General features: G+C 36.3%; 23 protein-coding genes and 2 pseudogenes. 3 read left to right on the forward strand and 22 right to left on the reverse strand.

Annotated elements, in window-relative coordinates; all coding sequences use genetic code 11:
* Positions 1 to 54: 54 nt before the first annotated feature.
* Positions 55 to 213: pseudogene (locus CLOCL_RS23980) on the reverse strand (type II toxin-antitoxin system RelE/ParE family toxin); the annotation flags it as partial.
* 119 nt (positions 214 to 332) lie between these two features.
* On the opposite strand from CLOCL_RS23980, the gene CLOCL_RS14990 reads away from it, so the two are divergent.
* Positions 333 to 1,325 carry an SDR family oxidoreductase gene (locus CLOCL_RS14990; protein WP_014256136.1) on the forward strand — a complete coding sequence of 331 codons (993 nt, stop codon included), beginning with the start codon at positions 333 to 335 and terminating at the stop codon, positions 1,323 to 1,325.
* A 68-nt stretch (positions 1,326 to 1,393) separates the two neighbouring features.
* On the opposite strand, the gene CLOCL_RS14995 is transcribed toward CLOCL_RS14990, so the two are convergent.
* The 17 genes from CLOCL_RS14995 to CLOCL_RS15075 all read right to left on the reverse strand — a co-directional run bounded on the left by CLOCL_RS14995 (position 1,394) and on the right by CLOCL_RS15075 (position 19,998).
* On the reverse strand, positions 1,394 to 1,897 hold the full coding sequence (locus CLOCL_RS14995; protein ID WP_014256137.1) for a DUF3592 domain-containing protein: 504 nt from the start codon (positions 1,895 to 1,897) through the stop codon (positions 1,394 to 1,396).
* A 299-nt stretch (positions 1,898 to 2,196) separates the two neighbouring features.
* Entirely contained in the window at positions 2,197 to 2,709 is a 513-nt protein-coding gene (locus CLOCL_RS15000; protein ID WP_014256138.1) for a DUF3592 domain-containing protein, read from the reverse strand.
* Between the two features lie 120 nt (positions 2,710 to 2,829).
* Complete coding sequence (locus CLOCL_RS23325; RefSeq protein ID WP_014256139.1) at positions 2,830 to 3,657, reverse strand: GNAT family N-acetyltransferase; 828 nt, start codon at positions 3,655 to 3,657, stop codon at positions 2,830 to 2,832.
* A 266-nt stretch (positions 3,658 to 3,923) separates the two neighbouring features.
* Complete coding sequence (locus CLOCL_RS15010) at positions 3,924 to 4,166, reverse strand: flavodoxin family protein (RefSeq protein ID WP_245532803.1); 243 nt, start codon at positions 4,164 to 4,166, stop codon at positions 3,924 to 3,926.
* Between the two features lie 416 nt (positions 4,167 to 4,582).
* Entirely contained in the window at positions 4,583 to 5,842 is a 1,260-nt protein-coding gene (purD, locus tag CLOCL_RS15015; protein WP_014256140.1) for a phosphoribosylamine--glycine ligase, read from the reverse strand.
* 16 nt (positions 5,843 to 5,858) lie between these two features.
* Positions 5,859 to 7,403 (reverse strand): bifunctional phosphoribosylaminoimidazolecarboxamide formyltransferase/IMP cyclohydrolase, encoded by a 1,545-nt coding sequence (gene purH / locus CLOCL_RS15020; RefSeq protein WP_014256141.1) that lies wholly within the window; start codon positions 7,401 to 7,403, stop codon positions 5,859 to 5,861.
* Positions 7,404 to 7,439: 36 nt separating this feature from the next.
* The gene (gene purN / locus CLOCL_RS15025; protein ID WP_014256142.1) at positions 7,440 to 8,066 is read right to left on the reverse strand and encodes a phosphoribosylglycinamide formyltransferase; all 627 of its coding nucleotides are present in this window, start codon (positions 8,064 to 8,066) and stop codon (positions 7,440 to 7,442) included.
* Complete coding sequence (gene purM / locus CLOCL_RS15030; RefSeq protein ID WP_014256143.1) at positions 8,060 to 9,082, reverse strand: phosphoribosylformylglycinamidine cyclo-ligase; 1,023 nt, start codon at positions 9,080 to 9,082, stop codon at positions 8,060 to 8,062. Before purM ends, purN begins: the two co-directional genes overlap by 7 nt.
* Before the next feature lie 49 nt (positions 9,083 to 9,131).
* Positions 9,132 to 10,598, reverse strand: coding sequence for an amidophosphoribosyltransferase (gene purF, locus CLOCL_RS15035; RefSeq protein WP_014256144.1), 1,467 nt, complete (start codon positions 10,596 to 10,598; stop codon positions 9,132 to 9,134).
* Positions 10,599 to 10,611: 13 nt separating this feature from the next.
* Entirely contained in the window at positions 10,612 to 11,127 is a 516-nt protein-coding gene (gene purE / locus CLOCL_RS15040) for a 5-(carboxyamino)imidazole ribonucleotide mutase (protein WP_014256145.1), read from the reverse strand.
* 110 nt (positions 11,128 to 11,237) lie between these two features.
* On the reverse strand, positions 11,238 to 12,629 hold the full coding sequence (locus CLOCL_RS15045) for an NCS2 family permease (protein ID WP_014256146.1): 1,392 nt from the start codon (positions 12,627 to 12,629) through the stop codon (positions 11,238 to 11,240).
* A 211-nt stretch (positions 12,630 to 12,840) separates the two neighbouring features.
* Positions 12,841 to 13,836 carry an AEC family transporter gene (locus tag CLOCL_RS15050; RefSeq protein ID WP_014256147.1) on the reverse strand — a complete coding sequence of 332 codons (996 nt, stop codon included), beginning with the start codon at positions 13,834 to 13,836 and terminating at the stop codon, positions 12,841 to 12,843.
* Between the two features lie 527 nt (positions 13,837 to 14,363).
* Positions 14,364 to 15,383, reverse strand: a complete 1,020-nt coding sequence (locus CLOCL_RS15055; protein WP_014256148.1) for a hypothetical protein — start codon at positions 15,381 to 15,383, stop codon at positions 14,364 to 14,366.
* A gap of 267 nt (positions 15,384 to 15,650) precedes the next feature.
* Positions 15,651 to 16,106, reverse strand: a complete 456-nt coding sequence (gene tnpA, locus CLOCL_RS15060) for an IS200/IS605 family transposase (protein ID WP_014253709.1) — start codon at positions 16,104 to 16,106, stop codon at positions 15,651 to 15,653.
* A gap of 212 nt (positions 16,107 to 16,318) precedes the next feature.
* Entirely contained in the window at positions 16,319 to 16,750 is a 432-nt protein-coding gene (locus CLOCL_RS15065; RefSeq protein WP_014256149.1) for a hypothetical protein, read from the reverse strand.
* A gap of 578 nt (positions 16,751 to 17,328) precedes the next feature.
* Positions 17,329 to 18,606 (reverse strand): delta endotoxin-like protein, encoded by a 1,278-nt coding sequence (locus CLOCL_RS15070; protein ID WP_014256150.1) that lies wholly within the window; start codon positions 18,604 to 18,606, stop codon positions 17,329 to 17,331.
* A gap of 3 nt (positions 18,607 to 18,609) precedes the next feature.
* Positions 18,610 to 19,998, reverse strand: coding sequence for a DUF6765 family protein (locus CLOCL_RS15075; protein WP_014256151.1), 1,389 nt, complete (start codon positions 19,996 to 19,998; stop codon positions 18,610 to 18,612).
* 59 nt (positions 19,999 to 20,057) lie between these two features.
* On the opposite strand from CLOCL_RS15075, the pseudogene CLOCL_RS23330 reads away from it, so the two are divergent.
* Positions 20,058 to 20,302: pseudogene (locus CLOCL_RS23330) on the forward strand (IS982 family transposase); the annotation flags it as partial.
* A 104-nt stretch (positions 20,303 to 20,406) separates the two neighbouring features.
* Here CLOCL_RS23330 and CLOCL_RS15085 read toward each other — a convergent pair.
* Positions 20,407 to 21,750 carry a hypothetical protein gene (locus CLOCL_RS15085; RefSeq protein WP_014256152.1) on the reverse strand — a complete coding sequence of 448 codons (1,344 nt, stop codon included), beginning with the start codon at positions 21,748 to 21,750 and terminating at the stop codon, positions 20,407 to 20,409.
* 302 nt (positions 21,751 to 22,052) lie between these two features.
* Here CLOCL_RS15085 and CLOCL_RS15090 point away from each other — a divergent pair, with 302 nt between their 5' ends.
* Positions 22,053 to 23,114, forward strand: a complete 1,062-nt coding sequence (locus tag CLOCL_RS15090) for an IS30 family transposase (RefSeq protein ID WP_014253858.1) — start codon at positions 22,053 to 22,055, stop codon at positions 23,112 to 23,114.
* Between the two features lie 30 nt (positions 23,115 to 23,144).
* On the opposite strand, the gene CLOCL_RS21205 is transcribed toward CLOCL_RS15090, so the two are convergent.
* The 3 genes from CLOCL_RS21205 to guaA all read right to left on the reverse strand — a co-directional run bounded on the left by CLOCL_RS21205 (position 23,145) and on the right by guaA (position 25,930).
* Positions 23,145 to 23,414 (reverse strand): hypothetical protein, encoded by a 270-nt coding sequence (locus CLOCL_RS21205; RefSeq protein ID WP_052306605.1) that lies wholly within the window; start codon positions 23,412 to 23,414, stop codon positions 23,145 to 23,147.
* Between the two features lie 287 nt (positions 23,415 to 23,701).
* On the reverse strand, positions 23,702 to 23,944 hold the full coding sequence (locus CLOCL_RS21210) for a hypothetical protein (RefSeq protein ID WP_051411198.1): 243 nt from the start codon (positions 23,942 to 23,944) through the stop codon (positions 23,702 to 23,704).
* A gap of 450 nt (positions 23,945 to 24,394) precedes the next feature.
* Entirely contained in the window at positions 24,395 to 25,930 is a 1,536-nt protein-coding gene (gene guaA, locus CLOCL_RS15105; protein ID WP_027621875.1) for a glutamine-hydrolyzing GMP synthase, read from the reverse strand.
* Between the last annotated feature and the right edge of the window lie 140 nt (positions 25,931 to 26,070).

A 26,070-nucleotide genomic window follows, 5' to 3' on the forward strand; every position in this document is an offset into this window, starting at 1 on the left:
TGTTCTGCCAAAAAGAAACCAATAATGGGACCTTTGATACAAAACCAAATATTATCTTTCAACAAACATCTTACGATACTTATTTAGCGGTATAAATTCTGCAGTTAAAAATAGATGTATTTCAGGCATTACAGAAATAGAACGAATGCTTTCAACAGCTCGTTCTTGTCTTTATGTGCAGCATAAAGGACTTTTTTGTGCTAAAAAACGGACAACTTTATTGTATCAAACATTACAAAAATTTATTATTGTTGTGTAATAATAAATATAGTGAAATTCAATATTTTAAAATATAGTTAAATCAAAGCCGACAGAAAGGAATGATCATATTTATGAAAGTATTGTTTGTTGGAGGTACCGGTGTTATCAGTGAAGGGGTATCACGCCGGGTAATTGAAAAAGGGCATGAGCTCTATCTTTTAAACCGCGGTTCCCGATCTGAATTCACTCCTAAAGGTGCAAAACTGATTACGGGTGATATACGGGATATTGACGCTTGTGCAAAAATCCTTGAAAATTACTATTTTGACGTAGTAGTTAACTGGATAACCTTTACCCCTGAACATTTAAAGGCCGATATCGAACTTTTTCGCAACAAAACCGATCAATACATTTTTATAAGTTCCGCATCCGCATACCAAAAACCGCCCTCACATTATATCATTACCGAATCAACGCCTTTGGAAAATCCCTATTGGCAGTATTCACGAGATAAAATCGAGTGCGAAAAAATCGTGTTAAATGAGTATCGCAATACAGGCTTCCCTGTTACCATAGTCAGGCCATCCTTCACTTACGGATTGTCAATGATACCTGCTGCTCTAAACAGTTGGGAACATCCATGGTCCCTTGTGGAAAGAATGAAAAGAGGAAAGAAAATTATTGTTCACGGTGACGGTACTACCCTTTGGACCATGACCCATAATGAAGATTTTGCAAAAGGATTTGTTGGACTGCTTGGAAATAAAAAATCCATAGGCGAAGCATTCCATATTACATCTGATGAAGTCATTACCTGGGATGAAATCTACAGGGCTATAGGTCATGCAGCAGGAGTGGAACCAAATATCATACACATTCCGTCGGATTTCATCGTTTCTATCGAGCCGGAACTTACAGGTGCCCTATTGGGCGACAAGTCCTACAGCATGGTTTTCGACAATTCCAAGATCAAAAGTTTCGTTCCCGATTTTAAGGCTGAAATACCGTTTGCGGAAGGTATAAAGAGAACTGTTGATTATTTCCTGAAACATCCTGGACGCTGTACCATAGATGAGGAATGGGATGCCCTTATGGATAAAATAGTTGCAGCTTATGAATGCTAATTCAATGTTAATGTTTATTGCAGCGATGCTAAGGACATTTTGAAACTTCGCTGCAATAAACAAAATAACTACTGATAAAAGATTGAACTAAGTGCCAACAGGCCTGCAAACATAAACATGCATCCCATGATCAAAAATAAATAATGTTTAGTGTATGCAATACTTGGATCGTCTTCGTCATAATATACATCAACTTCTTTACCTTTAAGGAAGAAAGCCGCTATTCCTCCATACCCCACTTCTGACTGAATCGTATAAACTTTCCCCTTCACTTCATAAGAAATAATGGGATGTCTTGACCCTTTAGAACCCGATAATACCATAGGAGCTTCATCGATTACACCCATACATTTTCTATAATTAGCTTCTATCTTATTATTCAATTTTAAATTTGTTATTATGAAGAAAGTCCCAAGCATTATGATTTCGCATGATATTATAGCTCTCGGAATTACTCCGTCATCAGTAATCATTGCTGTCCATACTATTACCGGAGCCATGGCACATACAATAAAAATTCCTATTACAATCAGCATATAATCAGCGTCTGTAATTGGTTGTTTTTTCTTCATCTTTTTCACTCCCAAAAATTTTGTTAATGAAATAAGCTTTTTACTACAAAGCTTTCACAGTATCCGGTATAGCTTAAGGACTTCTGTTCCAAGTAAATCAACTAATGCTACTATATACCCATTATTATATACTATTTCTGCTTGATAGGATATATCATACGAATAAAACAAATGAATTTTTTATTTTTTGCTATAAATAGAATATTATTATCCGAAAAATTATTGTCGTATTTCTACATTTCCCGGGAAATATCTGCATATTCTTTACTGATTGCACTTTTATTCGACAGCAAATCAATTTATTTCGGCATTAAAAACACCCTGTAAAAAACTCCGGAAATCCCCATCGAACCTGCCAATATGATCAAGCATCCTATTATCAAAGAAATATATTCTTTAGTATAGGCTACAGCAAGATTGCTTTCGTCATAATATACCTTGACTTTTTTACCTTTAAAGAAAAAAACCGCAATTCCCCGATGACCTACTCTTGACTGAACTGTATAAACCTTACCATCAACTTCATAAGAAATAATCGGATATCTTAAACCCGACCTTCCTATTGGAAGCTTAACGATTACACCAGTACATTTTTTATAGTTTTTATCTTTCTTACAGTTCATTTTAAAATGAGCTATTATAAACAAAATTCCCATCATTATACTTTCGCATGATACTATAATTGATTGAATTATACCATCATCAGTAATCATTGATACCCACACTAGAACCGGCACAAAAGCAAATATAATAATTAATTCTATTATCAATAATTTGAATTCTGTATCTATTGATCCTTGTTTCTTTTCCATCTCTCTGTCCTCATACATTTATTTGCCAAACCGAATAAACTTCTTATCGGCAAAAAGCTTTCACTTCTTCCCGAAAGGTTTCAAAATTTTTTTACTACAAAACCATTAATAATCTCATAACTACAACCCATTCTTTTCCCTTGTTTCTTCAATAACGGAACTGCCCTTCGACCTGTCTCCGTTCGTCCATTCCCAGCTTTCCAATAGCCTTATCCTGCCGTCGGGAAGTATCTCGGGGATAGATTTACATTTTCCCGTCCGAATCTCTTTTTTTGTATTCACATGCTGGTAGCTAAACTCCAGCTTACCGTCTTTATGGCATTTTCCCACCAAATATCCCTTCACTATATTTCCCCCTGAATAACAGGCCCAAATTATGTCCTTCCATTGCCTGTAATTAAATACGGTTTTGTCCGAAACCTCTCCATTATCACTGTTAGAGGTTGAAACAAAAACCTTGTTGTTATAATCAATTGCAGAATACTTTCCGTTCAAGTTTTTTGACATTCTATAATAACAGAGTACTTGTCCGCTTTCGGTAGTCATACTTATAAATTCCAGCGGATCATAACCTCTCTTTTGATACAGCCTGTATGCCGGAAGGGATGTATCCAGTACAACTTCACAATACCCCTTTTCCATGGCCGTTCTCTCCAATTCATCCAGCAAAAAGCTGCCATATCCCTTTTTCTGAAATTCAGGCAGAATAAATACTCTCTTTATTTCATTCTCCCAAAGTGCACCCGTTCCCACTATCTGACCGAAATCTTCTAGCAATAATACATATTCTTTTTCCAAAGCAGTCTTTAAATTATTTAGCGAATGATGTTCCAGAAAAAATTTAATAACGCCTTCAGGATAATATTGGGGATATATGGCACTTACCGTTTTATGGACAATTTCATGCACGGTATTGATGTCTTTTGGTTCTGCTTTAATGATTCTCATAAATCCTCCACCTTGCTTGTATTTTTTCTGTAGGGCTTCCGTTTTTCCGGCAAGTAATTTTTCTTTTGTCTTCATCCTATTTCGGCTTTACAACAAACTTGTCATAATTTTTTTCTTTAAATATGGGAATTTTTCCTCCTTACAAAAACTTAAACCCTATCTTTTTATCCATCCATTATCAATCCAATGCTGATTATCGGCAGAAGGAATTTCCTCTTTTTTCAGCAGTCCTATATGAATCATCTTACATATAAAAAAGAGAACTTTTACCGTACAAGCAAATCAGCTTTAAGCATTTCATTCCATATCGGCATTACATATCCCGCATGAGGGCATAAACTTTCACTCTTAAAAAAGCACGTCTTGCAACCGATACAAAAGTGCGGCATATCTTTCGGAAGATAAAACTCTATAATTTCATTTTCTTTTTTCAATACAGACAAAAAAATTTCTTTAATATGATAAGTGCAACCTTTTACTTCTGTGCCGTTAATAACAACAATTTTCATTATTTACCCTCCAAGTTTTATTACCGCGGTCCATTAGGCATGCTACATTTCGCAAAACCTTCCATCAGGAGGAATAAATTTGACCCATCCGGTATTTTTTTAGAAATTATCAATATTATAAAGAAAAATCATAAAGAAAATCAAATTTATTGACTTTGCTCTTAAGACACTATTTATTTTTTATCGTATTTCTACATTTCCCGGGAAATATCTGCATATTGTTCCCCAAATAATCTCTTATTCGACACCAAATAATTTAACCTGCTCAAAAAGAAATAAATTATAAATCACCAGAAAATTAGCCATTTGCATTATTTTGAGCAATATAGACTTTATCACAGCAAACCAAACATTAAACATAATATAAAAGGCTCAGGAAAACCATCAATCTTCCGGAGCCTTTTTCAAATCTATTATTACTTTATACCGATATCTTTCCTGTAGTGCATATCTTTAAAGCTAATCTTTGAAACACCTTCATAAGCCTTTTTAATTGCCAGATCCAGATTGCTTTCCACAGCCGTTACTCCGAGGACTCTTCCGCCGGAAGTATAGTATTTTCCATCCTCAAATTTTGTGCCGGCATGGAAAACAACTATGTTCTTGTCCTTCTGCGCTTCATCAAGGCCTGTTATTTCATATCCGGTCTTGTATTCTTTAGGATATCCGCCCGATGCCATAATTACACATACCGCAGCGTTGTCCTCCCACTCGATATCGACTACGTCCAGTCTCTCATCAATAACGGCATTGAATATATCAACAAGGTCAGTCTTTAATCTTGGAATGACAACCTGGGTCTCTGGGTCTCCGAACCTTGCATTGTATTCCAAAACCTTCGGTCCGTCTGCTGTTATCATAAGCCCGAAGTACAATACCCCTTTGAATTTCCTGCCTTCTTTATTCATGGCCCCCACTGTAGGCTTAAATATCTTCTCCATGCAGTAATCTTCCATCTCTTTGGTATAGATTCTGCTTGGAGAGAAAGTTCCCATGCCTCCGGTGTTAAGCCCCTGGTCATTATCCAATGCCCTTTTGTGGTCCTGGGAACTTACCATGGGTTTTATTGTCTTTCCGTCTGTAAAGGCAAGTACCGATACCTCAGGACCTACCATGAACTCCTCAATTACCACCTTGTTACCGGCTTCTCCGAAAGCTTTATTCTCCATGATATTAATTACAGCTTCTCTGGCTTCCTCAAGGTTCTGGGCAATTATAACCCCTTTACCCAAAGCCAAACCGTCAGCCTTAACAACTATGGGAAATTTCTGATTTTTTAAATATTCCAACGCATCGCTGCTCTTTTCAAAAACCTCATATTTTGCCGTAGGAATATTATATTTCTTCATAAGGTCTTTAGCAAAAGCTTTGCTGCTTTCAATTATAGCCGCATTTTTTCTTGGTCCGAATGCCCTGATTCCCTCATTTTCAAGAGCATCTACCATTCCGGCCGCCAGAGGGTCATCGGGTGCAACCACTACCAGGTCAATCTTCTTTTCCTTTGAAAAGTTTACAATTCCATCTATATCCATGGCCTTTATAGGCACACATTTTGCAATAGCCGATATTCCACCATTTCCAGGAGCACAGTACAATTCCTCTACCTGCTTATTTTGGGCAATTTTCCACACGATAGCGTGTTCCCGTCCACCGCTTCCTACAACCAAAACCTTCATTGTATCCCCCCCTAAATTAGTGCTTGAAATGTCTCATTCCTGTAAACACCATTGCTATGCCATGTTTGTTGCAGGCGTCAATGGATTCCTGGTCCTTTATAGAACCACCGGGTTGAATTATTGCTGTAATTCCGGCTGCAGCAGCTGCTTCAACACAGTCAGGGAATGGGAAAAACGCATCCGAGGCCATAACTGCACCTTTAGCCCTATCTCCGGCATATTCTATGGCAATCTTTGCCGCCATAATTCTGTTGGTTTGTCCCGGACCAACTCCTATGGTTTGTCTGCCTTTTGCCAAAACTATACCGTTGGATTTTGTATGCTTAACTACCTTCATTGCAAAAATAAGACTTTCCAATTCTTCCTTTGTAGGTTTCTTTTCGGTAACATATTGGAGTTCATCAATATTTAAGAGGTCATTATTATAACTTTGTACCAAAAGACCTCCTGCCACCTTTTTCATATCATATGTACCGGAAGGCAACTTTGCAGAGATATTGTCAAGCTGCATAATTCTTATATTTTTCTTCTGAGTAAGGATTTTCAGGGCACCTTCTGTAAAAGACGGTGCAATTACGATTTCTATAAATATCTTATTAATCTCTTCTGCAGTTCTCTCGTCAATCTCTCTGTTTGCAGCCAGTATTCCTCCGAATATGGACACAGGATCCGATTCATAAGCTTTTATGTAAGCATCATAAATATTATCTGCACTTCCAACACCGCATGGATTTGCATGCTTAACCGCAACCACTGTAGGCTCGTCAAACTCCTTCAGCAACTCAAGGGCTCCATTGGCGTCATTGATATTGTTAAAGGACAGCTCTTTACCGTGAAGCTGTTTTGCAGACGACAAGCAGCCCACATTTGCACCTACTTCCTTGTAGAAAACAGCCTTTTGATGAGGATTTTCCCCATATCTCATTTCCTGAACCTTTTCAAAAGTAAGGGACAAAGTCTGCGGGAATTCCTCTTCTCCAACCTTTTCTCTTAAATACTTGGCAATCAATGTATCATAATGGCTTGTATGTTCAAATACTTTAGAAGCAAGTTTAAATTTGGTCTTTACCGATACATCCTTTGTTGACTTGAGCTCATCAATAACCATTTGATAGTCGGCCGGATCCACTATTACAACCACGTCCTGATAATTCTTTGCTGCCGCACGAAGCATTGTAGGACCGCCTATATCAATATTCTCTATAGCCTCTTCCAACTCTACATTTTCTTTCATTATAGTCTGTTTAAAAGGATAGAGGTTGATAATAACCATATCTATGGGCTCTATACCAAGTTCCTTAATTTGTCTCATATGTTCAGGATTGCTTCTCATTGCAAGAAGTCCGCCGTGTACCTTGGGATGGAGAGTTTTAACCCTTCCGTCAAGGCATTCCGGAAATCCCGTTATATCGGATATATTTATAACTTTTATTCCTGAATCGCTTAAAATCTTTTGAGTACCGCCGGTGGATATTATTTCAATCCCCATATTTGAGAGTTCCTTTGCCAACTCTACAATTCCGGTCTTATCGGATACACTTATCAATGCGCGCTTTATCACACTACCACTCCCTTTATTTTTATAAATATAAATAACTTAATCAAGAATCTTAACTTTTCGTCCCTCAACAACCACTTTATTTTCAGAAATCAGCTTTATGGCTCTTGGCAGGATATCCCACTCAGCTTCCTCCATGACTCTCTTTTGAAGAGTTTCAGGAGTATCGTCTTCATTTATATAAACAGCTTTCTGCAAAATAATAGGGCCTGCATCGGCCTCAAGCTCTACAAAATGAACAGTAGCACCTGTCACCTTTACGCCATACTCCAGTGCCTTTATATGGGGAATCAACCCATAATAACCTTTACCACAAAATGATGGTATAAGCGAAGGATGCACATTAATTATACGATTTTTGTATCTCTTTGTAAACGTTTCCCCCAGTATGGATAGGAAGCCAGCCATTACTACAAGGTCCACGTCCCGCTTTTCCAGGTGGGCAATCAAAGCACGATCGTACTCCTCTATTGAATCAAAACTTTTCCTCGGAATACATACTCCTTCAATATTGTGCTTACGAGCCCTTTCCAGAGCATATGCATCCGGTTTGCTGGATATCACAGTAACAATGGTGCAATTACTTAAATAACCGCTTTCAATTTTATCTATAATAGCTTGAAGGTTTGTACCTCCGCCCGATACCAGTACACCTAACTTCAGCATATCTCTACCTCAGACTTTCCGCTTACTATTTCACCAATTATGTAAGCTTCTTCTTTATCCCTGTTCAGGTAGCTTACAACCTCATTTGCTATTTTGCTGTCTACAGCAATAGCCATTCCTATGCCCATATTAAAGGTATTGAACATATCTTTTTCACTTACATTTCCAAGATTCTGAATTAAATCAAAAATAGGAAGTATCGGCCAAGTACCTTTCTTAACTTTTATTCCCAATCCTTCCGGAAGCATTCTCGGTAAGTTCTCATAGAAGCCTCCTCCTGTGATATGGGCTATTCCTTTTATTTCGAATTTATCTTTTAAATCGAGAATGGTCTTTACATATATTTTTGTTGGCTTCAAAAGCTCTTCTCCCAGTGTATTTCCCAAAGCTGTAACTTTCTCGCTCAATTTTTCATTATTAGGTGTCAATATTTTTCTTACAAGGGAGTAACCGTTGCTGTGTATCCCTGAGGATGAAATCCCTATAAGTTTATCTCCGGCCTTAATTTTTTTACCGTCAATTATTTTCTTCCTGTCAACAATACCCACTGCAAATCCGGCTACATCATATTCATCCGCCGGATAAAAACCCGGCATTTCAGCCGTTTCACCGCCAATAAGGGAGCATCCGGCCATAACACATCCATCTGCCACTCCCTTGACAATTTCTGCAACTTTCTCAGGCTTATTCTTGCCTAAAGCTATATAATCCAGGAAAAACAAAGGTTCTGCTCCGCTGCAGACTATATCGTTTACGCACATTGCGACACAATCAATTCCAATCGTATCATGCTTGTCCATTATAAAAGCTATTTTAAGCTTTGTACCAACACCATCAGTTCCCGATACCAAAACCGGTTCCTCGTATTTATCTTTGCAAAGCGCAAAAAGACCTCCAAAGCCACCTATATCGGTAAGTACCTCCGGTCTAAAGGTTCTTTGTACATCCTTTTTCATTAACCTTACACTTTCATATCCGGCTTCAACATCGACACCGGCATCTTTATAACTGCTCATTAATCTTCCCCCCATACACTGTTAAAGTAATAAAAATCAACAGACACTCTCACCCGCAGGAATATTTCGTCCCTTCACTCGGCACCTCCATAGGGTAATCACCTCTGAAGCATGCAGTGCAAAATCCGCATTTTGAGCCCTTAGGCGCTTCCAAAATCCCCTCAACGGTAAGATATCCCAAGCTGTCAGCGCCAAGCATATCCCTTATTTCTTCAACAGTATGCTTGGAAGCAACCAACTGTGATTGCGAAGAAATATCAATGCCGAAATAACAGGGAAATTTAACAGGCGGAGAACTTACCATCATATGAACTTCCTTTGCCCCCGCATCCCTCAAAAGCTGAACAATTCTCCTGCTGGTAGTACCTCTGACTATCGAGTCATCTATCATTATAACACGTTTTCCATCAATTGCATCCTTTAATGCATTAAGTTTTATTTTTACTCCCTTTTCTCTTTGGGCCTGTTCGGGCTGTATAAAGGTTCTGCCAATATACCTGTTCTTTATTAGCCCTACTCCATAGGGAATTCCCGACTCCATTGAATATCCCATGGCCGCTGTCAGCCCGGAATCGGGTACACCGATTACCAGGTCTGCGTCAACGGGATGGTCCTTTGCCAGCCTTCTGCCGGCTTCAATCCTTGCTCTGTAAACACTGGCACCGTCTATATAACTATCGGGTCTGGCAAAATAAATATGCTCAAATATGCAAAGTCTTGACTGTCCCGTAACTTTTGCCTGTATGGAACTCAAACCTTTGTCATCAATCAAAACAATTTCCCCAGGCTGGACATCCCTTACATACTTAGCGCCAACAGCATCCAATGCACAGGTCTCTGAAGCCAAAACATAGGAATTTTCAACTTTTCCTATGCAAAGGGGTCTGATTCCAAAGGGATCCCTGACACCTATAAGCCTTCTTGGAGTCAATATAACCAGCGCATAGGAACCTCTGATTTCATCCATCATTTTCTTAATGGCCTCTTCAATATTTGAGCTTGCCAGCCTATATCTCGAAATCAGATTCAAAATTACTTCCGAATCGTTGCTCGATTGAAATATTACTCCTTCTTCTTCAAGCCTTCCCCTAACCTCTGAGGCATTGACAAGGTTACCGTTATGGGCAAGGGCCATGTAACCGTTTTTGTACCTGATAACCATGGGCTGTGCATTTTCCCTAAGACTTGCTCCGGTTGTGGAATATCGCACATGCCCAATAGCAAGTTTACCTTTCAGGCTGTTTATTATTTCTTCGTTAAACACCTCCGGTACCAGCCCCATATCTTTATGGTACATGAAATTTCCATCGTTATTGACGGCAATACCTGCACTTTCCTGGCCTCTGTGCTGAAGCGCATATAAAGCATAATAGGTCAGCCGAGCACTGTCTAAATTATCCCTGTCATATATTCCAAATACTCCGCACTCTTCGTTGAGTTTGTCAAGCCTGAAATCCTCTTCATCAAAGATCTCGCAGCAAAGATTGTTATATTGATTAATCTTCTCATAATACATAATAGTCAATCTCCTATATTTCCTTTAACTTCTCTTGAAGTGCTGCATTTTTATCTTCAACCTTTTTAGCAAGATTCTTTTTGTATTCTTTCATTTTTGTCCTAAGTTCATCATTGGCAGTTGACAATATCTGTACTGCAAGCAACGCAGCATTTTCCGCCCCATCTATCGCAACTGTTGCAACAGGTATTCCGCTGGGCATCTGAACTATCGACAGTAATGAATCCAATCCATCCATTGTGGATGATTTAATAGGCACACCAATAACAGGAAGCGGCGTGTATGCTGCCAATACACCCGGCAGATGTGCTGCCTTCCCGGCTGCCGCAATTATAACACCAAAGCCTTCGCTTTCGGCATTTTTTGCAAATTCTGCAGCCTTGTCGGGAGTTCTGTGTGCCGAACACACCATTACTTCAACCTCGACATTAAATTGCTTTAAAAGTTTAATACAATCTTTCAAAACTGAAAAATCAGAATCACTACCCATTATAACAGCAACTTTTGAATTCTTATTTGTGTTAGCCATTATAAAACCCCTCCTTAAAAAATTTAAATTAATAAAAATATTAAGGAATAACGAAAAATCTGTTAATTCTAAATGAAATTTCGTTATTCCCAAGTTAGAATTATATTTTTTTATTTAATTATAAAATCTATTACAAACAACAATGTAACTATATATAACAGAGGATGTACCTCTTTTGCTTTACCGCGTGTGATTTTTGTAATTATATAGAATAGGAATCCTGCAGCCACACCATTGGAAATACTGTAGCTAAAGGGCATGATTACTACTGTAAAGAAAGCAACTGCAGCCTCTTCAAATTCATCCCATTTAATTTTTGCCATAGACTCCATCATCAATATTCCGACTATAATTAAAGCCGGTGCAGTGGCAGCCGAAGTTACCATTTGAGCAAAAGGCGCCAAAAATAATGACAGCAAAAAGAACATAGCTGTAAATACTGAGGTTAATCCCGTTCTTCCGCCCGCACTTATTCCAGCGGCACTCTCAACGTAAGTTGTGGTATTGCTTGTCCCCAACAATGAGCCTATGGATGTGGCTATGGCATCTGCAAATAAAGCCCTGTCCATTTTGGATTTCAGACCTTTACTGTTTTCCAGTTGTTCCTCGTCTTTTTTATCGAAAATACCCGATTTTCTTCCTGTTCCTATAAATGTACCGATAGTATCGAAAGTGTCGGACAAGCTAAAGGCCAATACAGTACTCAGTACGATAAATATTTTTGACGGATCGGCGAACAATCCCTTAAAATCCAATTTAAATAAGGTTGGTGATAATGAAGGCGGCATAAAATTGCTCAAACTAAAATCAGGTCTAGGAGTTACATTCCCTATAAAAAGACCTAGTATTGTTGTACATATAATTCCTATTAAAATTGCACCTCTGACTTTTTTAAGCATCAATATAACAGTTATAACAAGCCCTATAAGTGCCAACAGAGAAACCGGATCTGAAAAATTTACAATGGAAGGAACAACATCTTTTGCAATAACCCCGCCGCCTTCCAATGTTGCAGTTATATTTGGAGGTTCAGATGTAAAGTTTAAGAAATGTCCCTGCTTAAGTCCCACATAAGTTATAAAAAGGCCTATACCTCCGCCTATAGCCAATTGAAGCGTTTCCGGTATGGCTTTGATCAGCATTTTTCTGATTTGAGTTGCAGTTATAAGAATATTGATTATTCCGCATATAAATACTATTGCCAAAGCTTGACTCCATGAAAATCCCAAAGCACCGCAAACAGTATATGTAAAGAAGGCGTTCAGACCCATTCCGGGAGCCTGTGCATAGGGTACATTAGCAAACAGCCCCATAACGAGTGTTCCTATTACTGCGGCCAAAATAGTAGCTACAAAAACCGCCCCGGTATCCATACCTGTGTTGCCTAGTATTGCCGGATTTACGAAAATAATATAAGCCATCGTAACAAAGGTGGTAAGTCCTGCTATAAATTCAGTCTTAACATTTGTGCCGTTCTCCCTGAGTCGAAATAGTTTCTCCATAATCACTGCCTCCTATAATCTCAAATTCAACCACCATTTTTTATTATTCCACCTAATTCCGAAATAATAAAAAAATGAATAATGGATGTTAAATATATAAAACTCACACAAATATACTATCAAACATGTATAAAGCTTGTCAATGAAAACAGTAATAAAATCCGAACATTTTAGAAAAATTATTAATTAATGTTCGTATTTTTACCTATTCTCACTTTATCATAATTTGCATTAAGTAAACTATTAAGGGCATGGATAATATGCCTAAAACTGTTGTCACAAATACATTTTCGGTAGCTGTTCTATAATCGGAACCATATTCGGCAGCCAGTGCAGGAACAATCGTTCCGCAAGGTACTGCCAACTCGAGCACTATTACATGTTTAGCAACCGGATCTATCCAATCCCCTGTAAGAGACAGCAAAATCAATGCCAATACCGGCACAATAATAAGCTTGAACAGAGCTAAAACAAAAATATGCAACCTCTTAGCAAAATCCGACACCTTTTCAATTTTGATTTCCGATAATATCAAACCGATAAACAGCATTGACAGCGGAAAAGTAGTAGATCCCAATGAGTTCAGAACGTCATGCACAAAACCGCTCACTTCAAGCACATAAGGTATATTATTTATCGATTGGCCCAGAAACATTTTAACAATCAAAACTATAAGTCCCAGACACATAGCCATGGTATTACCGTTTATGAGATGTTTAAGATTGTCTTTTATACTGGTCTTCTTGTGTTTATTGACTAAAAATATTCCCAAAGTCCATAAAAGAGTATCGTTGGCAATTGAAAAAACAACTCCATAGAAAAGCCCGTCATCTCCAAATAAGGAACTGAGCAGCGGAAATGCAAGATAAATAACATTGCCAAACACTGAATGCATTTTATAGATATTGGCTGTAGCGCCTTCAAGTTTCAAAATTTTACATCCAAAACTTCCGATTAAAAAGGAGGTCAATAAAAAAAGGGTTCCTAAAAGCAACACTCCCAGTATACTGGCTATACTTTCTATACTAAATTCCCGTTTTGCCAAAGTGACAAAAATCAAAAAAGGTGCCGTCAGCTTTACCACAACTCTTGATATAACGATTCCCGCATTTTGCGGAAGGTACTTTGTTTTTCCTGCTATAAATCCTATTAGTCCCAATAAAGTTAATATGGATATTTGATTTAATATTATCCTGACTTCCTCCATTATTTTTCCTCCCATAAACATAATAAGACCAACGGCTCATAATTTTAAGCCTTTGATCTTATCAATAATACAGAATTAATATTGATAACCCAAAACATAAAGTTATTTTAACACACAGTATACTTTTTTTCAATGAGTTACCTGTTCATTCAGATATGATAATAAAACATAACAAACTCATTAAACTCCCGCGATGAAAGAAAAAACATTTTTCGATTGGTTTATTAATGAATCTATAATCAACTGCATTAATTATTATTATAATTATAGAGTAGATGCTTAATTGATTATATTTATCTTCAAACATTGTAAAACCCCTTATGGTAATGATTTTTGTGAAATTCCATTATACCAATTTAGGGGTTTCTTAATATATATTAAAATTTATTGAATATTTTACACTTTTTATTTAGAGTTCTTCAGTAGTTTGAACCGTCACTATGATCATTACCTATGAAAGCTATAATTTATAATTATATCTGTCTTTTGAAATTTTATGCAACAAGACATTTCATTTAATTAACATTTTATTTTACATTTAATAAAAACTTTCTTGATTCAAACGCACCTTTAAATTTATTTATATCTTCAGGTACTGAAATAGTAAATAAAGAATAACTACCTGGTCTTATAGAGTTTTCTAAAGAATTTATAGACAATTCATAACTCATTATTTTATCTGGTGTTGATGCCCATCTCAAATACATTTTCTGATTCTCCAAAATTAAAGGATTACCATTAGCAAAAATATAAGTTTTATATATGTTTTCTGATATATCGTGTGCATCAACACGAATTCTAATATATTCATCAAAAGGTATATTCAAATTATTCTGAGCAGTTAAATCTATTTTTGAATCAATATCCGCTATTGATACAAGTATTTCCTCATCAAACATAGGAACATCTTTTTTATCAGTATCACTAATAATTGTTTTAGATTTATCTTCATATGAATAATTAAACCCATCATTAATTTTTAACGGAATAGATAAAGGAGCAATAAAGAAAGAATCACAAATACCACTTTGTGGGGTCTCCTGACATTTATTAATATATACAAAAGTTATATTATGTTCACTTTTATCTTCTATTAAAGCTTTTTCTATTGAAATCGGAATATTTCTTATAGAATGTTCAGGCATATCAAAAAAATAGATGTAATTTCCCAATTTCATACCATCTACCGAAAAGTTTTGAATAATGCCATCGATAAATATTGCCAGTGCAGACTCATCAGTGTAGTTATTAATATTTGCCACTGAAACATAACACTCTAATTTATCATTGCTTGTCTCAATAGAATTTAAAATTACCCCGTCAATTCCAAATATTCTTATTCCATATCCTTTAAGCTCACCTTTGGGCGGAAGACTTACCAGTCCATTATGTTCAAGTTTTTTACTGTAAGAACCAACTACAGATATATCGAAATAATTCTCATTTTGGGGTTTGGCAAAAAACTGCGGAAGAGCATAAAAGCAAAAAATAATTGCAATCAAAAAAACCAAAGTCGACAAACATTTCTTCATATTGGTAATCACCATAAGATTCTCCCTCATTCAGAACTATTCTTCATTAAAAACAAAAGATTTTTAGAAAATTTAAACATTATAACAAAAAGACTCTCCTAACCTTTTCATTACATAAAATTTTAGTCATAATAAATCATGACCACCCGTAAAACGGGTGGTTTGCTCAGCCCTATAAGGGCGTGTTACCGGCCAGCGCCTAAAGACGCTGGCTTTCACTTCGTTCAAGCCACTTTGCCTTTGTCACTTTTGCAGTCCCTAAAGGGACGAACTTATTACCAACTACCCCTTAAAGGGGTCTTCATACTCTTTCACACTTAACTTATCTATCATTATGTCATGTTTATATTGCTCTTGTATGTATTTCTTAATTGTTGCTTCATTTAGTCCTACTGTACTTACATAGTATCCTTCCGCCCAAAAGTGTCTGTTCCCAAACTTATATTTTAAGTTTGCATGTCTATCAAATATCATAAGTGCACTTTTCCCTTTCAAGTATCCCATAAAGCTTGATACACTCATTTTGGGTGGTATGCTTACTAACATATGTATATGGTCTGGCATCAAATGTCCTTCTATTATCTCGACTCCTTTATATTTGCATAGTTGTTTTATTATTTCCCTTATACTTTGTTTGTATTGATTATAAATTATTTTTCGTCTATACTTAGGTGTAAATACTATATGATATTTACACATCCATTTAGTTCGTGCTAAACTGTGTTCTTTGTTTGCCATTAAAATCACCTTTCCTTTTGTTATTATAGTAGCTTGAACAACTCTATTATAACGGAAAGGTGATTTTTTTGTATAACTCCTGTCTCGCACCCGCATAGCGGGTGGTTTTTTGATTCACACGCTTTGCGTGTGAATCAGGCTAAAGCCAATAATAAGTAAATAGAATAGGAAAAGCGGAAAAACGCCTTTCCTATTCTATTTTTATATAGTTATTAGAAATATGCCGATAATGTTCCATACCAATATCCACAATCACCATTAACAGCGTGTGATGAATTAGCCCTGTATGCTTTACTATTGGATACGCTAGCTTCAACTTCTACTGCTGGAATATTTGCACTAATAGTTGAATAAGCAGTTCTATCCTTATAATCGCTTTTGATTACCTCATACCCACCGCTTGAATTTAGTATACGAACAGTTGCGGTTGCTGTAATAGTCGTACCACTTGACTGTTCACATCCTGTTGTTGCAGTTGCTTTAGCATTTAATAATCCTTTAGATGCAGTTAGTGTTATTCTAGTTTTATAACCCAAATCTGTGTATCCAGTGTCATCATCTGAACCGGCAAAACACATTATTGAGCCAATGCTAAAACAAACAGTTGCGGCAATGACAGCAATTTTCTTTTTCCAAGTAAGCATACAAATTCCTCCTTTTAAATTAGGTTTTACAATATCCCTATTTTTACAAATCAGGAATATTGTGTCAATCAACTTAACTATATAATAATATATTTTTTTGTACATGTCAATACTTGGCAATAAATTTTGATTACATATAAGTTTAGCTTTATATGGGTACAAATATTAATAGAGCATCATATCCTGCATACTGCAGAAATACGATGCTCTATTTATGTTACTCCCCTTTGCTATATTTATATTATTTAAGTATTAGCTCTATCACTTATACCACTATCCTGTAATCTTCACTTTCTTTCAGGTGCTGTTCACTTTAATGCTTATGCAATATGTAAATTACAGGTCTCATTACAAATTTTTCTCAAATTATTGCTGACTGTTTTCAGTTTTTTGCGGACACTTTCAATCTGAGCGTCTAACTTCAGACTGTCTTTGCCACCTAAATCGACACATTCGTGGAAGTTGGAGTAAATTTATCATAACTGTCAAAGGAACAGTTCGAAACTGCTGAAAAAGTACTATTTTTGAAAACTTTAATCCTTTTTATCTCATTTAGACAAATAAGGTAACATTATTAATTACAGGTATAATTCTTTAGCTTTCTTCCAGCAGTTTACAACCTCAGCAGGTTGTCCGATTAATTCACTCAAATTATTAATTGCATTTGCTCTCATTATATTCGCAGTAGACTCGGCTGACGCTCTGGCTTTATTTTCTTCCTTTTCATATTTGTATCTTCGGCTTAAACCGCTTACCTCATCAGAAGCAACCCAGTAAAAAGTACACTTTACAACTCCGACATCCAGAGTTTCACAATATTTCTCCTTATAGGTTATTATTTTATTCCTTCTGGTATTTGAAATTTTATTCCAGGTATCTTCCGCATGTTGGATGTATTTAGTAATATTTAATACAAATTCTTCCTTGTAGTTTGATTGGTCTGTAACCAATATCAATTCCTGAAGCAAAGCCAAATGAATATTAGCACCTATAAGAAATTCCTTTAAACAGGATAATGAAACTTTTTCATTCATAAGCTTGGCCAAATAACAATAAAATTCTGTTTGAGCGTCATTTAATTCCTTTTCCAACCTTTTTAATGTCGGTGGATCAACAGTTCGATTTTTTAACGGAATATAGTGATTAACAATCCAATTTTGTTTGGCAGTAAATTCATCAGTTATCTCTTTAATCATATGCTTATCCAATTCCTGTGATACAATGGAGCTCACTTGCTCATAATATACTTCATCAAAATAAGATGGAATGCTCGTCCCCATAATTTTATCAATAGCCATAGTAGCAAATTTACCTGCAATTGCACCGGCAACACTCAAAGCTATGCTTGCCAAAGGGTTTTTAAGCTTAATATCTCCAGGAGAAAACATTTCATTATTAAATATGTTTTCATGACTTGATAATATTGGATTCTCCGGTAGTGATTCAACTTTATTACAACTTAGATCCACTGTATTATGCTCAAAAAAGAAATATACAGTGGAAATATTTGTTTTTCTTCTAAGAACCGGAGTTCCTTTCTTTATACCTTTCCAGTCTGACAGCAAAAAGGAAAAGAAATCTTCTTCCACTTTTTCATTCTCATCCAAAATAAAATAACGGCTCACTAAGTTTAATGCACATGCCTTTCTTTTTTCCAATAGTTTTTCTTGAGCCGTGCTCAGTATTGGAAGTTTTTTTGCTTCTTCAACCGGTGGCAACTCCTTTTCCAAACTGTAATTCTCAAAAGTTTCAAGTGAAGTTTTCATACAATCAGAAGAATTTATGAATTTACGCATTAAGTACTCTTTTTTTTCTTGTTCTGAAGCAATTTTTATATCCTCATACATAATTATCATGTTTTAATCCTCCTTATCCTTATCTAAAATATGGGGATAATTATTATTCAATTCCATACCTAAGACATATTGCGCTTTCGGCTTTTCTTTAATAGTCGTACACATCCAACCATATTCCGGATGAGACCTTGTCCAACTTTGACACCAGGAAAAGTGCATCAAAGCTGCTAGTTCATACATATGAAGAATAGAACCGTCTTTTATCCAGAGATTTCCCCATCTTGAAATAGGTAGTCCATGAGTTACACCAATATAAGGATCTTTTATTTTATCTTTCCATCGGGTAACTCCTTTTAAAGGCTTGCCGGAATTACTTGCCCAATTTTTTTCGCATTCAATTGGTGCAGAAACTTTAGTACTACTAAGTTTAAAGCGTTTTGTAATATCTTGTTCAACATCGGCAGGCATCGGGATAGTACTTTGATTATTCAAGCACATAGCAATTACAGATGCCATCTCATTCCATGCTTCTTTGAATTGACCAGGATTGTCACGTTTGATATTATTACTGCAAATCCTCCAAGCTGCCGGATATTCTATGTTTAGCCAGCCATAGTCCGGATAATGCCCCATATTTCCATGACCACAGCCCGATTTAGGTGCAAAGATAATATCCGTATCGATATTGAAAAATTCACTAAAAGTATTTTCTCCTGTAAAGTAGTCTTCAACTACAAAGGCTGGAAGGAAAGAAAACGGCGCTTTTTCCATTTTGCGTGGAGTATTTACATCAGCCAAGACATCACCGTCAATATAATTAATGTTAATGTCGTAAAAGCCGGTAAAATCTTGATGTGCCCATGTATCTGCCAATACATGCATACGAATACCTAAAAAGATAAGTGCTAACTTGTTTCGGTCTATTTTATCACTAATATATCTATCACTTGAAATGGATTTTTTAACAATGTCCTTCCAATTAGGGTCCGTTTTAATAGCTTGGTATTTTATAAGTGTATCATAGATCATATCAATTGCAAATTGGCTATAAGGTCTGCAAAGCTGAGTTGCGTTCTTAACTCTCGAATTTACATACCTCAGTTCAAATTTTTTCAAATAACGTTTTTGCAAATCTGCCATTGCACCGGAGTACGGTTTTGCTACAGGCTGTTTATTGCCAGGAGGAAAATGAAATGCAAGCCAATAATCGGGATAATAATCAATGGAGCAAGCAATAGTAGATTGGGCAGTCAATTGAGGATACTTTATTTTAAAAAGTACTTTTGGCTGCCAACTTTCATCTGCTACAATTTGCCAATAAGACCAATAATAATCTCCTATAAAATAATCGACAAATTCAGCGGCATTGGCAACTATTGTTGCCTCTTCAACACTTAGTCCTGCAGCTAAAGCTGCTGTACCTGTTCCAAAAAAATGAAAATCTCCGTTCACCCTGAAATCCCCCTTTATTTTAGTAAATTAATTTGATGTGCTAGCTTTATTTACAGTTAAATATTTCAAATCGTTGTAATATCAACAATTTGATATGGAGCAATAGTTAAATGATTACCATAATTATTGTTGGGTGAATTATTCACTATTGGCTCGGGAAAAGCTTGGTTTGATTTTTGTAAGAAGAGATAGTATACCTATACCGGTATATAAGTTTGGAAGAGCAAAATTCCATAAAGCTATTAAAGGTTATGGAGCTACCAATGGAAAATGCCCTTCCAAAACTGAAACTTATCAAGGCTACAATCCTGTAACTTTCTTTTATTAAGATTACTATAATTAATTCGTAATAATGTTCCTTTATTTTAAACTATTAGCTAGCACAAAAGATTAACTTATTGGCGGAGATTACAACTTTGAACATATAACTCCCAAAAGCAGCGGTAATTGTGATTTAATTGGTCCAACTGTTAATGTGTTGCTCTCATCATAAAACTTAACATCTTCCTTTGAACCATATGTAGATACATTTGCTTTACCAATCCTAAACGGTCCTATAGATAATGAAGCACTTGCATTAAATGCACTTTTTAACTCTTTATAATCGCTATTGTTTAAAGTCAACTCAATCCTAGGTTCAAATCCTACTATAATTTCATAGGGTAACAGACTTAAAGATCCATCCTTACCGAAGAAATTCGGAGCATTCTTAAAGAGCTTATCTTTGTAATTTTCAATAAAACTCTGCTGGAACCATAATAAAGGTTCAATTTTAAATGTTTGCAGGCCTGTGTAATATATCTTTAAACTAAAGTTTGTAGGCTGCCAGTCTGATTTTATTTCCTTGCCGGATGCTTCCAGTGATCCAAATATCGAGAAGAACTTTCCAAAATATGAACCGTTAACTGAAGTATTCCAACCAAATTCACTATAATTTAAAGTCTCAGACGATCCGGATATTTCCAAAGGACCGACATCTACAATGCCCCTGCTGCTTTTAGCCTGCCACTCCATATATGCCGTCGAAAAAGCATTCAAGTTATAACCGGGTACCAATATGTCAACATAGGAAGAATCAGGTTCAGCTAATGTTTGTCCAGGCAGAGTGGTTACACATCCAAGAGGAGCTTCTGTTCCAACTCTTGCCCACATATTATATGGATTTTTATTTATTATGTCACGGGCGCCACCGGTAAAGCCCACTCTCGACTGAGCATTTAAAAGTGCTTGATAATCGCTACCGGATTTCTTTCTCACGAGGTTGTTGTATTCCGTTTGACACGAATCCATGTAAGCCTTTGCTTCAGTGTAAATTGATCCGAATTGCTGTATGTATGTTGGCCAATCAAGATTCGGCATGGCCTCTTTCATATTTTTCCAATCTTGTATTGTTTGAGAACACTGTTTTTGAAAGTTTTGACTGGCTTCTGTCAATTTTCCGGCGGCTATGTTAATCTGACTGTCTAAATTCGGATTATACTCACCACCCAGATCAATATAATTCAGGAAGCTGCTGTATGCACCGATAAGATCGCTATGTGGAGTATAAGCAGGACTGCATTTAAGAATTAAGTTTCCAATGTTGTAAATATTGTAGTTTGAAACTTTTGAATCCTTATTTGCCAAATCGACCATAAGAGTATTACTGGCAAAACATATTACCTGATTCTCTTTGTCAAATTGGCCTCCTGTCACATAGTTGGTTAGCTGAGTTACATACTTGTCCCATAAATCCCTATCTGTCATAGCCATTTTTCATACCTCCCTAAATTTATTTTTATTACATTTCATATTCTAAGGTATATCTCCATTCCTGTAATAAATTTGGGATAAGACGCCTAAAATCTCTGATAAAATGTCAAAAATGCAGGATATGATGCAGATAATGTAAAGGTACTTTCTCTGATTGCGTACCGCAATTTTGAAATTAATTCTGATATAGGTGGGTAAGTTGTAAAATTAATTGCCCAAACATGATAAAAAAGAAGTGACTCAAATCAGAACCTCTGATAATGTTTTAAGTGACAAAACCAAAACATATTGGAGGGTCCGAAATGAGTCACCTTAATAATACCACTAAACGAAGAAGTTTTAAACACCTGGATGTGAGGGAACGGTATCAAATTGAAATATTATTGAAAGAAGGTAAGAAACCAAAGGAAATAGCCAAAGTAATGGGAAGGGACAGACGGACTATAGAACGGGAAATAGCTCGTGGCAGCGTGAGGTTGCTAAACAGCGATCTGACCTATTCAGTGAAGTACTGTGCAGACGTAGGACAACGAAGATATGAAGAGGCGTCATCAAATAAAGGAGCGGGTTTAAAGATCGGGCATGACCATGAACTAGCCAATTACATAGAGAAGAGGATAAAAGAGGACAAATATTCGCCGGACGCGGTGATAGGAGAGATAAAAGCCAAAGGGTTAAGGTTCAGAGCCATGATCTGCACAAAGACGCTATACAACTACATAGACAAAGGGATATTTGCTAATATAAGCAACAAAGACCTTCCGGTAAAGCGGAACAAGAAGAAGAGGAAATACCGAAGAGTAAGGATAGCATTAAAGAATTTGAGGGGGACAAGCATAGAAGAAAGGCCGGCACATATAGAAGAAAGAGGAGAATATGGGCATTGGGAGATGGATTGTATAGTTGGCAAAGGCGGAGAAAAGGGAGCAGCATTGTTGGTACTGACGGAACGGAGTACGAGGCAGGAGATAATACGTAAGATGCCGGATAAAAGCCAGGCATCGGTAAAGAAAGAGATAGACAAACTGGAAAGGAAGTATGGGAAGAAGTTTACCAAACTGTTTAAAACGGTCACAGTAGATAATGGAACAGAGTTTCTGGACAGCAAAGGGCTTGAGGCATCAGTGCTTGTTCCTGGTAAGATGAGGTTAAAGATATATTATGCACATCCATACAGTTCATGGGAACGAGGGTCGAATGAAAACGCTAATAAGCTGATTCGACGATTTATTCCTAAAGGGACGGATATAGGGAAACTAACGGAGAAAGAGATAAAAAGGATTGAGCACTGGATGAACAATTACCCAAGGAGAATATTTGGTTATCGAACTGCGAATGAAATGGCAAAGATTGTGGTCGCTTAAAACAGGGTTCTGTAAGATTTTGTAAGGCAATTAAACTTGCAATTTAAAATGGTGATTAATTTTAGCTTTTATAGCATCTGGATCTATGTTGTTTGATCCTCCACCACTTTTTAACTCTTCGAATGCCTTTTTAGGATCTTTTAACTTAACTTTCTCATATTCCTCATAATCTTTATAGTATTTACTAATTCCAATTATTTCACCTTCATGACCTACAGATATAATAATTCTTGATATTCCATAAACAGGCATACCATTTACTGTAGGATAGAAATAAACGTCTTTAACCAGTACTTTCAAATCATTTGATTGTTCATCCCCAGATGTTTGATCAACTGCAACAATTTCAGAAAATCTTTCATCATATAGACCGTATTCTTTTATTGCTTTTTTAGCTATTTCAATTGCATCTTTATCATTAGGTACGTTATTTTTCTCCTTCGAACCAAAAGCCTTTAAATTTTTAAATGACCAGTATCCGGTATCTTCTTCATAGACAAAATCGATAGTGCCATTTGTGCTGTAATATCTTTTGTTTTCCGAGTCATATTCCAGTTCACCATCAGAACCGATTTTTTGGCTAATAGTTAAGCATTTTCTTTATGATTTTTATCAGTCTTAAATTTATATACAATTGCTTCCTGTTGAAGTTTATCAAATAAGTCTTCATTAATTTCATATTGAACTTCGGGAAGCTCTTGTTCCGGCCTTGGTAAATATAATTTTTTATATTTATTGTTAATACCAAAAATATCAAAAACTTTGAATCCTATTGTAAAAATACATAAACCTAATATAAAGATTACTGCCAGTATTTTTTTTATTTTCATGTTTAAAATCCCCCTGATTATTCTTTGCCTTCCTTCAACAGCTCCAATCCTTTCAAAACCAAATTTGCAAATAAAAAAGATAAATCTACCCATCAGAAATGAAGCTAAAAGATACCATCATTAGCTCAAGCCAATATCACAGACTAATTCCAGATTAATATATTAATATTTATTTAACAACAGTTTTTCCCTACTATATCATTATCCTGTAATCCATACCAAATTTCAATTGCAATCCCTGCATAATCCAGATTTCATAAAAGTTAGCCAAATTAATCCCAGTTACATAACAGCTATAAAAAAGTGACTTCATAAGCAAAATACTGATAAAAACACTGCAAAAAACCCGCCTACTCTTAAATTTAAGAATAGACGGGTTGTAAAATACCATTATATTAACCTTTTGTGCCAAAATGGCATCAAACCCGGTTTTAATATTCAACCGACATATTATTCCCATTCAATGGTTGCCGGAGGCTTGGATGTAATATCGTACACTATCCTGTTTATATGTTTAACTTCGTTTACTATTCTGTTAGATACTTTCTCCAATACATCATAGGGAATACGAGCCCAGTCGGCAGTCATAAAGTCGGTAGTGGTAACTGCACGAAGAGCAAGAGTGTAGTCATAGGTTCTTTCATCGCCCATTACTCCAACACTTCTCATACCGGTAAGTACCGTAAAGTACTGATTAATCTCCTTATCCAAACCTGCCTTTGCAATTTCCTCACGGAAGATGTAATCGGTATCCCTTAATATTTCCAGCTTTTCCTTAGTTATTTCACCGATAATTCTTATTCCAAGACCGGGACCTGGGAAAGGCTGTCTCATAACTATTTCATCAGGGATTCCCAGCTCTTTTCCAACAAGTCTTACTTCGTCTTTAAAGAGACTTCTCAAAGGCTCAATTATTTCCTTAAAGTCAACATGGTCGGGAAGTCCGCCAACGTTGTGGTGACTCTTTATAACAGCCGCATTACCCAAACCGCTCTCTATTACATCGGGATAAATGGTTCCCTGGACAAGAAAATCAACTGTTCCTATTTTCTTAGCTTCTTCTTCAAATACCCTAATAAATTCTTCTCCGATAATCTTTCTCTTTGTTTCAGGGTCTGTAACCCCGGCAAGCCTATTCAAAAATCTCTCTTCAGCATTAACTCTTATTAAGTTTATATCAAATTTATTTCTGAATATTTCTTCAACCTGATCTGCTTCATACTTTCTCAATAATCCATGGTCAACAAAAATACAGGTAAGCTGTTTACCCACTGCCCTATGAATCAAAACCGCCGCAACGGAAGAGTCAACACCTCCGGACAAGGCACACAGAACCTTTTTGTCTCCAACTCTTTTTCTTATATCCTGAATCGACTGCTCTACAAAGGATGACACCTTCCAGTCACCGGAACAGCCACAGATATCAAAAAGGAAATTATTTAAAATATCTCTTCCTCTTGGAGTATGAAGAACTTCGGGATGGAATTGAACACCGTATAGCTTCTTTTGCGTATTTTCCATCGCTGCAGTGGGACAATTCTCAGAATGGGCAGTCTTAACAAATCCTTCGGGCATCTTGTCCACAAAATATGTATGACTCATCCAGCAAGTCGATTCCTTATCAATACCTTTAAACAAAGTACTCGATACATCAAAGGTAATATCAACTTTGCCGTACTCACGGGAATCGGCCTTCTTAACGTCTCCACCCAACATATAGGTCATAAGCTGCATTCCATAGCATATGCCCAATACCGGTATACCCAAAGAGAATACCTCTTTGTCGCAAAACGGCGCATTTTTATCAAGTACTGATGCAGGTCCTCCGGTTAAAATTATGCCTTTAGGATTCATTGACTTTATTCTATCTATAGAAGAATTATAAGGTATTACTTCACAGTATACATTTGCTTCTCTAACCCTTCTTGCTATAAGCTGATTGTATTGTCCGCCAAAATCAAGAACTAAAACCAACTCGTTATTCAAGATAACAACTCCTTCAACAAAAATATGATTCTTAATTATATCTAAATTTATCATCTATTGCAAAACAAAATTTGTATTGATTTTATAAACTTGTCCTTAAAAACTTTCCAATTGCCATTTCAAACAAGTAAGAAATTTAA

Source organism: Acetivibrio clariflavus DSM 19732 (assembly GCF_000237085.1).
Taxonomy (GTDB): Bacteria; Bacillota; Clostridia; order Acetivibrionales; family Acetivibrionaceae; genus Acetivibrio; species Acetivibrio clariflavus.

Excerpts from the sequence above, each read along its gene's own strand:
- CLOCL_RS14990 (WP_014256136.1), top strand. The coding sequence starts at position 333 with ATGAAAGTATTGTTTGTTGGAGGTACCGGTGTTATCAGTGAAGGGGTA.
- CLOCL_RS14995 (WP_014256137.1), bottom strand. The coding sequence starts at position 1,897 with ATGAAGAAAAAACAACCAATTACAGACGCTGATTATATGCTGATTGTA.
- CLOCL_RS15000 (WP_014256138.1), bottom strand. The coding sequence starts at position 2,709 with ATGGAAAAGAAACAAGGATCAATAGATACAGAATTCAAATTATTGATA.
- CLOCL_RS23325 (WP_014256139.1), bottom strand. The coding sequence starts at position 3,657 with ATGAGAATCATTAAAGCAGAACCAAAAGACATCAATACCGTGCATGAA.
- CLOCL_RS15010 (WP_245532803.1), bottom strand. The coding sequence starts at position 4,166 with ATGAAAATTGTTGTTATTAACGGCACAGAAGTAAAAGGTTGCACTTAT.
- purD (WP_014256140.1), bottom strand. The coding sequence starts at position 5,842 with ATGAAGGTTTTGGTTGTAGGAAGCGGTGGACGGGAACACGCTATCGTG.
- purN (WP_014256142.1), bottom strand. The coding sequence starts at position 8,066 with ATGCTGAAGTTAGGTGTACTGGTATCGGGCGGAGGTACAAACCTTCAA.
- purM (WP_014256143.1), bottom strand. The coding sequence starts at position 9,082 with ATGAGCAGTTATAAAGATGCCGGTGTCGATGTTGAAGCCGGATATGAA.
- purF (WP_014256144.1), bottom strand. The coding sequence starts at position 10,598 with ATGTATTATGAGAAGATTAATCAATATAACAATCTTTGCTGCGAGATC.
- purE (WP_014256145.1), bottom strand. The coding sequence starts at position 11,127 with ATGGCTAACACAAATAAGAATTCAAAAGTTGCTGTTATAATGGGTAGT.
- CLOCL_RS15045 (WP_014256146.1), bottom strand. The coding sequence starts at position 12,629 with ATGGAGAAACTATTTCGACTCAGGGAGAACGGCACAAATGTTAAGACT.
- CLOCL_RS15050 (WP_014256147.1), bottom strand. The coding sequence starts at position 13,836 with ATGGAGGAAGTCAGGATAATATTAAATCAAATATCCATATTAACTTTA.
- CLOCL_RS15055 (WP_014256148.1), bottom strand. The coding sequence starts at position 15,383 with ATGGTGATTACCAATATGAAGAAATGTTTGTCGACTTTGGTTTTTTTG.
- tnpA (WP_014253709.1), bottom strand. The coding sequence starts at position 16,106 with ATGGCAAACAAAGAACACAGTTTAGCACGAACTAAATGGATGTGTAAA.
- CLOCL_RS15065 (WP_014256149.1), bottom strand. The coding sequence starts at position 16,750 with ATGCTTACTTGGAAAAAGAAAATTGCTGTCATTGCCGCAACTGTTTGT.
- CLOCL_RS15070 (WP_014256150.1), bottom strand. The coding sequence starts at position 18,606 with ATGATAATTATGTATGAGGATATAAAAATTGCTTCAGAACAAGAAAAA.
- CLOCL_RS15085 (WP_014256152.1), bottom strand. The coding sequence starts at position 21,750 with ATGGCTATGACAGATAGGGATTTATGGGACAAGTATGTAACTCAGCTA.
- CLOCL_RS15090 (WP_014253858.1), top strand. The coding sequence starts at position 22,053 with ATGAGTCACCTTAATAATACCACTAAACGAAGAAGTTTTAAACACCTG.
- CLOCL_RS21210 (WP_051411198.1), bottom strand. The coding sequence starts at position 23,944 with ATGAAAATAAAAAAAATACTGGCAGTAATCTTTATATTAGGTTTATGT.